Origin of the sequence: Streptomyces sp. WELS2 (genome assembly GCF_013870595.1) — a bacterium.
Taxonomy (GTDB): domain Bacteria; phylum Actinomycetota; class Actinomycetes; order Streptomycetales; family Streptomycetaceae; genus Streptomyces.
The window spans coordinates 1-10,416 of sequence record NZ_JACBWZ010000160.1; the positions used below are offsets into that span (position 1 = coordinate 1).

The following is a 10,416-nucleotide window of genomic DNA, read 5'->3' on the forward strand; positions in this document are numbered from 1 at the left end:
GTCCGGCATCGCCGAGGTCTTCGCCAAGGCCGGCTACGACGTGGTCCTCGCCGCCCGCAGCGAGGAGAAGGCGCAGGCGGCCAGGGCCCGCGTCGGCAAGTCGCTGGCCCGCTCCGTCGACAAGGGCCGGCTGACCGCCGAGGCCGCCGCCGGGGCCCTGGAGCGGATCGTCCCGGCGGGCTCCTACGACGCCTTCGCCGAGGTGGACCTGGCGGTGGAGGCGGTCGCGGAGGACCTGGACGTCAAGCGGCAGCTGTTCGCGGCGCTGGACAAGGTGTGCAAGCCGGGCGCGGTCCTGGCCACCACCACCTCCTCGCTGCCCGTGGTCGCCTGCGCCCGCGCCACCTCGCGCCCGCAGGACGTGATCGGGATGCACTTCTTCAACCCGGCCCCGGCGATGAAGCTGGTCGAGGTGGTCCGCACGGTGCTGACGGCCGACGACGTCCACGCGACCGTGCGCGAGGTCTGCGGCCGGATCGAGAAGCACGCGGTGGACTGCGGCGACCGGGCCGGGTTCATCGTCAACGCGCTGCTGTTCCCGTACCTCAACAACGCGGTCAAGATGGTGCAGGAGCACTACGCGTCCCCGGACGACATCGACGCGGCGATGAAGCTGGGCGGCGGCTACCCGATGGGCCCGTTCGAACTGCTGGACGTGGTCGGCCTGGACGTCTCGCTGGCCATCGAGAAGGTGCTGCACCGCGAGTTCCGCGACCCCGGCCTCGCCCCGGCGCCGCTGCTGGAGCACCTGGTGGCCGCGGGCTGCCTCGGCCGCAAGACGGGCCGCGGCTTCCGCGAGTATGCCCGCCGCTGACGGCGCCGGCGACTGGTTCCGGTCGGAGCCGGACTGGGGCGGACTGCTCGAACCGGCCGCCGCTCCCCCGCCCCCGGCGGGCGGGGGACATCCCGGACCTGCGCATCAACGTGCGCACATGCAGTACGTTCGGGTCATGTCCCAGCCCGCCAAGTCCTCACGTACACCAGCTACGCCCGACGCGCCGGAAAGTGCCGCAGGCAGTCGCGCCGCCGCCCAGCGGCTGAAAATGCGCCGGGAACTGGCGGCAGCAGCCATGGAGCTGTTCGCGACCAAGGGGTACGAGGCCACCACCGTCGACGAGATCGCCGCCGCGGCCGGGGTCGCCCGGCGCACCTTCTTCCGCCACTTCCGCTCCAAGGAAGAGGCCATCTTCCCGGACCACGACGACACGCTGGTCCGGGCCGAGGCGGTGCTCAACGCCGCCCCCGCGCACGAGCACCCGCTCGACACCGTGTGCCGCGGCATCAAAGAGGTCATGCGGATGTACGCCGCCGCGCCGGAGATCTCGGTGGCCCGCTACAAGCTCACGCGCGAGGTGCCCACCCTGCGCGAGGCCGAGATCGCCTCGGTGGCCCGCTACGAGCGCCTGTTCACCCGCTATCTGCTCGGCCACTTCGACGAGCACGCGCACGCCGACGACGCCAACGACGACCCGCTGCTGGCCGAGGTCGCCGCCTCGGCCGTGGTCACCGCCCACAACCACGTCCTCAGACGCTGGCTGCGGGCGGGCGGCCAGGGGGACGTGGAGGCCCAGCTCGACCACGCCTTCGCGATCGTCCGCAGGACCTTCGGCAACGGCATCGGGGCCGGCCGGGAGAGCACCCCGCGCACCCCGGCGACCGCCTCCGCCGCCCAGGGCGAGGTCCTGGTGACGGTGGCGCGCACCGACGCCCCGCTCGACGAGGTGATGCGCACCATCGAACAGGCGCTGAAGGAACGGTCGTAGTACAGCGGCCGGAAGAGACCGGCCGTAACCGGCCGGACCGCGACAGACGGGCAGTGAGTGGCACTGAGTGCCGCTCACTGCCCGTTTCGTTTGCCGAGCGTTGATCGATCATCGCTCATCTGTTACGTAAAGATTTCATCTGAGAGCAATTTCTGGCACTCAGTGCCTTGTCACCTGACACGCCGTGTCATACGTTGGTGGCGTCCGGGCGGCCGGCGAGCAGCGATCACCTGCCCGTCGGCTGTCCCCGAGGGCCCCCCGCCCGCGCGCCCGGACGCCTGCGTCACAGGCACCCTCCCGCGCCACAAAGCGCTGCCGGAGCACCACCACGCCGAACCGACGGCACCCCCTTGTCACCCTCAGCAGCACGCATCCCAGCACCGACGAACCCTCAGGCGCCCCTCCCTCAGGGCGCTCACCGCCGGAGGCAACACCGTGACCGTGAAGGACATCCTGGACGCGATCCAGTCGCAGGACGCCACGTCCGCCGACTTCGCCGCCCTGCCGCTCCCCGAGTCGTACCGCGCGATCACCGTCCACAAGGACGAGACGGAGATGTTCGCGGGCCTTCAGACCCGCGACAAGGACCCGCGCAAGTCGATCCACCTGGACGAGGTCCCGGTGCCCGAACTGGGCCCCGGCGAGGCCCTGGTGGCCGTCATGGCCTCCTCGGTCAACTACAACTCGGTGTGGACCTCGATCTTCGAGCCGGTGTCGACGTTCGCCTTCCTGGAGCGCTACGGCAAGCTGTCGCCGCTGACCAGGCGCCACGACCTGCCGTACCACATCATCGGCTCCGACCTCGCGGGCGTGGTGCTGCGCACCGGCCCCGGCGTCAACGCCTGGCGGCCCGGTGACGAGGTCGTCGCGCACTGCCTGAGCGTCGAGCTGGAGTCGCCCGACGGCCACGACGACACCATGCTCGACCCCGAGCAGCGCATCTGGGGCTTCGAGACCAACTTCGGCGGCCTCGCGGAGATCGCGCTGGTCAAGACGAACCAGCTGATGCCCAAGCCCAAGCATCTCACCTGGGAGGAGGCGGCGGCCCCGGGCCTGGTGAACTCCACCGCCTACCGCCAGCTGGTCTCCCGCAACGGCGCCGCCATGAAGCAGGGCGACAACGTCCTGATCTGGGGCGCGAGCGGCGGACTCGGCTCGTACGCCACGCAGTTCGCGCTCGCCGGCGGCGCCAACCCCATCTGTGTCGTCTCCTCCCCCCAGAAGGCGGAGATCTGCCGCTCCATGGGCGCCGAGGCGATCATCGACCGCACCGCCGAGGGCTACAAGTTCTGGAAGGACGAGCACACCCAGGACCCCAAGGAGTGGAAGCGGTTCGGCAAGCGCATCCGCGAACTCACCGGCGGCGAGGACATCGACATCGTCTTCGAGCACCCCGGCCGCGAGACCTTCGGCGCCTCCGTCTACGTCACCCGCAAGGGCGGCACCATCACCACCTGCGCCTCCACCTCGGGCTACATGCACGAGTACGACAACCGCTACCTGTGGATGTCCCTGAAGCGGATCATCGGCTCGCACTTCGCCAACTACCGCGAGGCGTACGAGGCCAACCGGCTGATCGCCAAGGGCAGGATCCACCCCACGCTGTCGAAGACGTACTCCCTGGAGGAGACCGGCCAGGCCGCCTACGACGTCCACCGCAACCTGCACCAGGGCAAGGTCGGCGTGCTGTGCCTGGCGCCCGAGGAGGGCCTCGGCGTGCGCGATCCGGAGCTGCGCGCCAAGCACATCGACGCCATCAACCGCTTCCGCAACGTCTGAGACACCCGAGGTCATAGATGACTGAGCGTCAGAAGGACCGGCCGTGGCTCATGCGGACGTACGCCGGCCACTCCACGGCACAGGCGTCCAACGAGCTGTACCGGCGCAATCTCGCCAAGGGCCAGACCGGTCTGTCGGTGGCGTTCGACCTGCCGACCCAGACCGGCTACGACCCCGACCACATCCTCGCCCGCGGTGAGGTCGGCCGGGTGGGCGTGCCCGTGGCGCACCTCGGTGACATGCGCCGGCTGTTCCAGGACATCCCGCTGGAGCAGATGAACACCTCGATGACGATCAACGCCACGGCCATGTGGCTGCTGGCGCTCTACCAGGTCGTCGCCGAGGAGCAGGGCGCCGACATCACCCGGCTCCAGGGCACGACCCAGAACGACATCGTCAAGGAGTACCTGTCCCGGGGCACTCATGTGTTCCCGCCGGGGCCCTCCCTCCGGCTGACGACGGACATGATCGCGTACACGGTCTCCCACATCCCGAAGTGGAACCCGATCAACATCTGCAGCTACCACCTCCAGGAGGCGGGAGCCACGCCGGTGCAGGAGATCGCGTACGCGATCTCCACCGCGATCGCGGTCCTGGACGCCGTGCGCGACTCCGGCCAGGTGCCCGCGGAGCGCATGGGCGACGTGGTCGCGCGGATCTCCTTCTTCGTGAACGCGGGCGTCCGCTTCATCGAGGAGATGTGCAAGATGCGGGCGTTCGGCCGCATCTGGGACAAGATCACCCGCGAGCGGTACGGCATCGAGGACCCCAAGCGGCGCCGCTTCCGCTACGGCGTCCAGGTCAACTCGCTGGGCCTGACCGAGGCGCAGCCGGAGAACAACGTCCAGCGGATCGTGCTGGAGATGCTGGCGGTCACCCTGTCGAAGGACGCACGCGCGCGTGCCGTGCAGCTGCCCGCCTGGAACGAGGCCCTGGGCCTGCCCCGCCCCTGGGACCAGCAGTGGAGCCTGCGCATCCAGCAGGTGCTCGCCTACGAGAGCGACCTGCTGGAGTACGACGACGTCTTCGAGGGCTCGAAGGTGGTCGAGGCCAAGGTGGACCGGCTGGTCGCGGACGCCCTCGCCGAGATCGGCCGCATCCAGGAGATGGGCGGCGCCATGGCCGCCGTGGAGTCCGGCTACCTGAAGTCGCAGCTGGTCGCCGCGCACGCCGAGCGCCGGGCCCGGATCGAGTCCGGCGAGGAGAAGATCGTCGGCGTCAACATCTTCGAGTCCACCGAGCCGAACCCGCTCACGGCCGACCTGAACACCGCGATCCAGACGGTGGACCCGGCGGTCGAGGCCCGGGTCGTCGAGGCCCTGCGCGACTGGCGGGACACCCGCTACCAGCCGCCGTTCAACCACCCGCGCCCGTGCAAGGCGCTGGAGCGGCTGAAGGAGGCCGCCAAGGGCACCGAGAACCTGATGGAGGCCACCCTGGAGTGCGCCCGCGCCGGGGTGACGACCGGCGAGTGGGCCGCCGCCCTGCGCGAGGTGTTCGGCGAGTACCGGGCGCCCACCGGGGTCTCCTCCGCGCCGGTGGCCGTCCCCGCCGAGGCCGGTTCGGCGCTGGCCGACGTGCGCGCGCGGGTCGAGGCCACCGCCCGTGAGCTGGGCGTCGGGAAGCTGCGGTTCCTGGTCGGCAAGCCCGGTCTGGACGGGCACTCCAACGGCGCCGAGCAGATCGCCGTGCGCGCCCGGGACGCCGGCTTCGAGGTGGTCTACCAGGGGATCCGGCTCACCCCCGAGCAGATCGTGGACGCGGCCCTCGCCGAGGACGTCCACGCGGTCGGCCTGTCGATCCTGTCCGGCTCGCACGCCGAGCTGGTCCCGGACGTGCTCCGACGGCTGCGTGTGGCCGGTGCCACAGATATACCCGTGATCGCGGGTGGCATCATCCCCAGCGGTGACGCCGAACAGCTCAGGGCCGCCGGAGTGGCCGCGGTGTTCACCCCGAAGGACTTCGACATCACCGGGATCATCGGCCGCATCGTGGACGAGATCCGGAAAGCGAACAAGCTCGACCCCCTGGAGGTCCCCGCATGACAACGGTCAACCGCCTTCGTCCCCGGCGCTCCTGCCTGGCCGTACCGGGCAGCAACCCGCGCTTCCTGGAGAAGGCGCAGGGCCTCCCGGCGGACCAGGTCTTCCTGGACCTGGAGGACGCGTGCGCGCCGCTCGCCAAGCCCGAGGCGCGGCACACCATCGTCAAGTTCCTCAACGAGGGCGACTGGACGGGCAAGACCCGGGTGGTCCGGGTCAACGACTGGACCACCGAGTGGACCTACCGGGACGTGGTCACGGTGGTCGAGGGCGCCGGCCCCAACCTCGACTGCATCATGCTGCCCAAGGTGCAGAACGCCCAGCAGGTGGTGGCGCTGGACCTGCTGCTGACCCAGATCGAGAAGACCATGGGCTTCGAGGTCGGCCGGATCGGCATCGAGGCGCAGATCGAGAACGCGCGGGGCCTGAACCACGTCAACGAGATCGCCGAGGCCAGCGACCGGCTGGAGACGATCATCTTCGGCCCGGCCGACTTCATGGCGTCGATCAACATGAAGTCGCTCGTCGTGGGCGAGCAGCCGCCCGGCTACCCGGCGGACGCCTACCACTACATCCTGATGAAGATCCTGATGGCCGCCCGCGCCAACGACCTCCAGGCGATCGACGGCCCCTACCTCCAGATCCGCAACGTCGACGGCTTCCGCGAGGTGGCCGGCCGGGCCGCCGCCCTCGGCTTCGACGGCAAGTGGGTGCTGCACCCGGGCCAGGTCGACGCCGCCAACGAGGTCTTCTCCCCCTCCCAGGAGGACTACGACCACGCCGAGCTGATCCTGGACGCCTACGAGTACTACACCTCCGAGGCGGGCGGCAAGAAGGGCTCCGCGATGCTCGGGGACGAGATGATCGACGAGGCCAGCCGCAAGATGGCCCTGGTCATCGCCGGCAAGGGGCGCGCCGCGGGGATGCGGCGCACCAGCTCGTTCGAGATCCCGGAGGCCTGAGCGCGATGCGGTTCGGACGCACCTACGAGGAGTTCGAGGTCGGCGCGGTGTACAAGCACTGGCCGGGCAAGACGGTCACGGAGTACGACGACCACCTGTTCTGCCTGCTCACCATGAACCACCACCCGCTCCACATGGACGCCAACTACGCGGAGAAGACGACGGACTTCGGCAAGAACGTCGTCGTCGGGAACTACATCTACTCCCTGCTGCTCGGCATGTCCGTCCCGGACGTCTCCGGCAAGGCCATCGCCAACCTGGAGATCGAGTCGCTCAGGCACGTGGCGCCGACCTTCCACGGCGACACGGTCTACGGCGAGACGACCGTGCTGGACAAGTGGCCCTCGAAGTCGAAGGACGACCGCGGGATCGTGCACGTCGAGACCAAGGGCTACAAGCAGGACGGCACCCTGGTGTGCGTCTTCCGCCGCAAGGTGATGGTGCCCACCGGGACGTACATCAAGGAGCGCGGCGGCGAACAGCCGGGCCGCCCGCCCGTCTCCCACCACCACCCCCAAACGACGCCCCTGCGGGGCGGCACCCCTGGGTCCGAGCTGAAGCAGCAGGAGAAGTAGCGATGGCCCGTCTCGCCCAGACCGCCGGTCTGACCGACGTCCAGCAGGAGATCCTCTCCACCGTCCGGGATTTTGTCGACAAAGAGATCATTCCGGTCGCGACCGGGCTGGAGCACCGCGACGAGTACCCGCAAGCGATCGTGGACGGCCTGAGGGAACTCGGCCTGTTCGGTCTGATGATCCCCGAGGAGTACGGAGGCCTGGGCGAGTCGCTGCTCACCTACGCGCTGTGCGTGGAGGAGATCGCCCGCGGCTGGATGTCGGTGTCCGGCATCATCAACACCCACTTCATCGTCGCGTACATGCTCAAGCAGCACGGGACGCGGGAGCAGAAGGAGTACTTCCTGCCGAGGATGGCGGCCGGCGAGATCCGGGGCGCCTTCTCGATGTCGGAGCCGGGCCTGGGCTCGGATGTGTCGGCGATCACGTCCAAGGCGGTCCGGGACGGCGACGAGTACGTCCTCGGCGGCCAGAAGATGTGGCTGACGAACGGCGGCACCTCCTCGCTCGTGGCCGTGCTGGTGCGCAGTGACGAAGGACACCCCGAGGGCACCGCCCCGCACAAGTCGATGACCACCTTCCTGGTCGAGAAGGAGCCGGGCTTCGGCGAGGTCCGCCCGGGCCTGACCATCCCCGGCAAGATCGACAAGATGGGCTACAAGGGCGTCGACACCACCGAGCTGATCATGGACGGCCTGCGCGTTCCGGCCGACCGGGTGCTCGGCGGGGTCACCGGCCGAGGTTTTTACCAAATGATGGACGGTGTGGAGGTCGGCCGGGTCAACGTGGCGGCGCGCGGCTGCGGCGTCGCCCAGCGCGCCTTCGAACTGGGTGTCCGGTACGCCCAGCAACGTCACACTTTCGGCAAGCCGATCGCCCAGCACCAGGCCATCCAGTTCAAGCTGGCGGAGATGGCCACCAAGGTCGAGGCCGCGCATGCGATGATGGTCAACGCGGCCCGCAAAAAGGACTCCGGGGAGCGAAACGACCTGGAGGCCGGCATGGCGAAATACCTGGCCTCCGAGTACTGCAAGGAGGTCGTGGAGGACGCCTTCCGGATCCACGGCGGCTACGGTTTCTCCAAGGAGTACGAGATCGAGCGCCTGTACCGGGAGGCCCCCATGCTGCTCATCGGTGAAGGTACCGCCGAGATCCAGAAAATGATCATCGGCCGCCGACTGCTCGAAGAGTATCGATTCCAGGGCTGATTGTCCGGTTACGGGGTGTTTTCTTCGAGAAGAAGATCACACCCCGTAGACGTTCTTCGGCCGCCGACTCGGCTTCCTGGCTTGCCCAGTTGTGGGCCGCGCCCGGTACGATCCCGGGAAAGCCGCCGTCCCCCGTCAGAGCGCGGCATCATCCGCTACGAAGGTCATCCATGCCCCACTCCTCTGCACACCGCGACAGCCTGGTAGGCGCACGCCTCGCGCGCGGAGCATCGCCGTGGCTCCTCCCGACCGTCGCCACCGCAGCCGTCAGCCTGCTCCGGGCCCGCCGCTCCGGCGCCGCCAGGGCCGTCGCCGTGCCCGCCACCGCGCTCGCGGCGGGCATGCTGTGGTTCTTCCGCGATCCCGAGCGCGAGATCGCCGAGGGCCGGGTCATCTCGCCCGCCGACGGCGTGGTGCAGAGCATCATGCCGTGGAAGGACGGCCGCACCCGCGTCGCGATCTTCATGAGCCCGCTCAACGTCCACGTCAACCGCGCGCCCCTCACGGGCACGGTGACGTCCGTCGAGCACATCCCCGGCGGCTTTGTTCCGGCTTTCAACAAGGAGAGCGAGAACAACGAGCGCGTAGTCTGGCATTTCGACACCGAACTCGGCGACATCGAGATGATCCAGATCGCCGGCGCGGTGGCCCGTCGCATCGTGCCCTACGTCCCCGAGGGCACGAAGGTCGAGCAGGGCGACCGTATCGGTCTGATCCGCTTCGGCTCGCGTGTCGATCTCTACCTGCCCGAGGGCGTGGAGGTCGCGGTCGAGGTCGGACAGAAGACCGTGGCTGGGGTGACTCGCATTGACCGTGATTGATCCGGAGACCCAGGCGGGCTGGGTGCCCGAGGCCGACGAGGTGGACGAAGAGGAGGAGATGCCCCTCTCTCTGCGGCTGTCGATAGCGGACACGCTCACGCTGGGCAACGCCACGTGCGGCTTCATGGCGGTGTACTTCACCACCACCGGCATCCTGATCCCGCACCTCACCGGCAGCCAGGAGTCCGGCATGGCCCGCCACAGCGCGGCCACGGCGGTCATCCTGATGCTCTGCGCGGCCGTCTTCGACCTGTTCGACGGGCTCGTGGCGCGCAAGCTGCGCTCGTCGCCGATGGGCGCGGAGCTGGACAACCTGTCGGACCTGATCAGCTTCGGGCTGGCGCCCGCGTACTTCGTGCTCGTCTACGGCATGGTCGCCGACGACGCGCACCAGCGGGTGGCGGCGGTGGGCGCGATCGTGGTGCTGCTGGCCGTGGTGCTCAGACTGGCCCGGTTCAGCTGCGTGACGCTGAAGGACGGCATGTTCCAGGGCATGCCCTCGCCGTTCGGCGCGCTGACCGTCGTCTCGATCGTGCTGCTGGAGCTGCCGTTCGTGGCGACGCTGCTGGCGATCCTGGGGACGGCGTGGCTGATGGTGAGCCGGGTGGAGTACCCGAAGCCGCGGGGCCGGCTGGCCGGGGCGATGCTCTGCTGGATCGTGCTGTCGATGGGGCTGCTGGCCGCGTGGGCCTTCGACGCGCCGAGCGGTCAGCTGTTGCTGCAGACGGGCTGCGCGCTCCAGCTGGTGATGGGCGCGGTGATTCCGCTGTTCGCCACGGCGCGGCGGGTGAACAACTTCCGCGACAACCGCCGCGAGGCGCGGGCCGCGCAGTTGCCGTAGCGGTGCGGTTGCCGTAGCGGCGCTTTGACGAGGGGCCCCTTACCCGGTTGGGTAGGGGGCCCCTCGCCTGTGCCCGGGCCCTGGGGGCTCCGCCCCCGGGGGGTCAGCGCAGATGGGCCTCGGCCAGACGGACGGCGACCCGTTCCAGGATCGGGCCCGCGTCAGCGATGCACTTGGCGATGTCCGGCTCGACCGAGGTCAGGGGGTAGGCCTCCGAGATGCCGGCCCGGTGCAGCGCCTCCGTCGGCAGGGCGAGCCGTCCGCAGACGGCCACCACCGGCTTGCCCGCGGCCCGCGCCGCCGCGGCCACCCCCGCCGGCGCCTTGCCGTGCAGCGTCTGCTCGTCCAGCGAGCCCTCCCCGGTGATCACCAGGGACGCCCGTTCCAGGGCGGGCGCGAAGCCGAGGACGTCCAGCATGACCTCG

At 69.6% G+C, this 10,416-nt stretch carries 10 protein-coding genes; 9 read left to right on the forward strand and 1 reads right to left on the reverse strand.

Features of this window, described 5'->3' with window-relative positions:
- From H5J33_RS12710 to pssA, 9 genes are all read left to right on the forward strand, one after another.
- The coding region (locus tag H5J33_RS12710) for a 3-hydroxyacyl-CoA dehydrogenase family protein (protein WP_258565040.1) at positions 1–814 on the forward strand (814 nt) is incomplete at its 5' end.
- A 136-nt stretch (positions 815–950) separates the two neighbouring features.
- Positions 951–1,763, forward strand: a complete 813-nt coding sequence (locus H5J33_RS12715; protein ID WP_181795013.1) for a TetR family transcriptional regulator — start codon at positions 951–953, stop codon at positions 1,761–1,763.
- Between the two features lie 441 nt (positions 1,764–2,204).
- On the forward strand, positions 2,205–3,542 hold the full coding sequence (gene ccrA, locus H5J33_RS12720; RefSeq protein WP_181795020.1) for a crotonyl-CoA carboxylase/reductase: 1,338 nt from the start codon (positions 2,205–2,207) through the stop codon (positions 3,540–3,542).
- 17 nt (positions 3,543–3,559) lie between these two features.
- Positions 3,560–5,587, forward strand: coding sequence for a protein meaA (locus H5J33_RS12725; protein WP_181795014.1), 2,028 nt, complete (start codon positions 3,560–3,562; stop codon positions 5,585–5,587).
- A complete protein-coding gene (locus H5J33_RS12730) occupies positions 5,584–6,546 on the forward strand; it encodes a CoA ester lyase (RefSeq protein ID WP_181795015.1) in 963 nt (320 codons plus the stop codon). Before H5J33_RS12725 ends, H5J33_RS12730 begins: the two co-directional genes overlap by 4 nt.
- Positions 6,547–6,551: 5 nt before the next feature.
- Positions 6,552–7,121 (forward strand): MaoC family dehydratase, encoded by a 570-nt coding sequence (locus H5J33_RS12735; protein ID WP_181795016.1) that lies wholly within the window; start codon positions 6,552–6,554, stop codon positions 7,119–7,121.
- A 2-nt stretch (positions 7,122–7,123) separates the two neighbouring features.
- Positions 7,124–8,329: an acyl-CoA dehydrogenase family protein gene (locus tag H5J33_RS12740; protein ID WP_181795017.1), complete on the forward strand. Its 1,206-nt coding sequence runs from the start codon at positions 7,124–7,126 to the stop codon at positions 8,327–8,329.
- 170 nt (positions 8,330–8,499) lie between these two features.
- The gene (locus tag H5J33_RS12745) at positions 8,500–9,150 is read left to right on the forward strand and encodes a phosphatidylserine decarboxylase (protein WP_181795018.1); all 651 of its coding nucleotides are present in this window, start codon (positions 8,500–8,502) and stop codon (positions 9,148–9,150) included.
- Between the two features lie 22 nt (positions 9,151–9,172).
- A complete protein-coding gene (gene pssA / locus H5J33_RS12750; RefSeq protein WP_181795021.1) occupies positions 9,173–9,991 on the forward strand; it encodes a CDP-diacylglycerol--serine O-phosphatidyltransferase in 819 nt (272 codons plus the stop codon).
- A 103-nt stretch (positions 9,992–10,094) separates the two neighbouring features.
- Here pssA and H5J33_RS12755 read toward each other — a convergent pair.
- Positions 10,095–10,416 (reverse strand): glycerate kinase (locus tag H5J33_RS12755; protein WP_181795019.1); only part of this gene is annotated, 322 nt, incomplete at its 5' end.

What these genes read in the sequence shown, in the direction of transcription:
- H5J33_RS12745 (WP_181795018.1), top strand. Translation starts at nt 8,500, where the DNA reads ATGCCCCACTCCTCTGCACACCGCGACAGCCTGGTAGGCGCACGCCTC.
- H5J33_RS12730 (WP_181795015.1), top strand. Translation starts at nt 5,584, where the DNA reads ATGACAACGGTCAACCGCCTTCGTCCCCGGCGCTCCTGCCTGGCCGTA.
- H5J33_RS12735 (WP_181795016.1), top strand. Translation starts at nt 6,552, where the DNA reads ATGCGGTTCGGACGCACCTACGAGGAGTTCGAGGTCGGCGCGGTGTAC.
- H5J33_RS12715 (WP_181795013.1), top strand. Translation starts at nt 951, where the DNA reads ATGTCCCAGCCCGCCAAGTCCTCACGTACACCAGCTACGCCCGACGCG.
- H5J33_RS12725 (WP_181795014.1), top strand. Translation starts at nt 3,560, where the DNA reads ATGACTGAGCGTCAGAAGGACCGGCCGTGGCTCATGCGGACGTACGCC.
- H5J33_RS12740 (WP_181795017.1), top strand. Translation starts at nt 7,124, where the DNA reads ATGGCCCGTCTCGCCCAGACCGCCGGTCTGACCGACGTCCAGCAGGAG.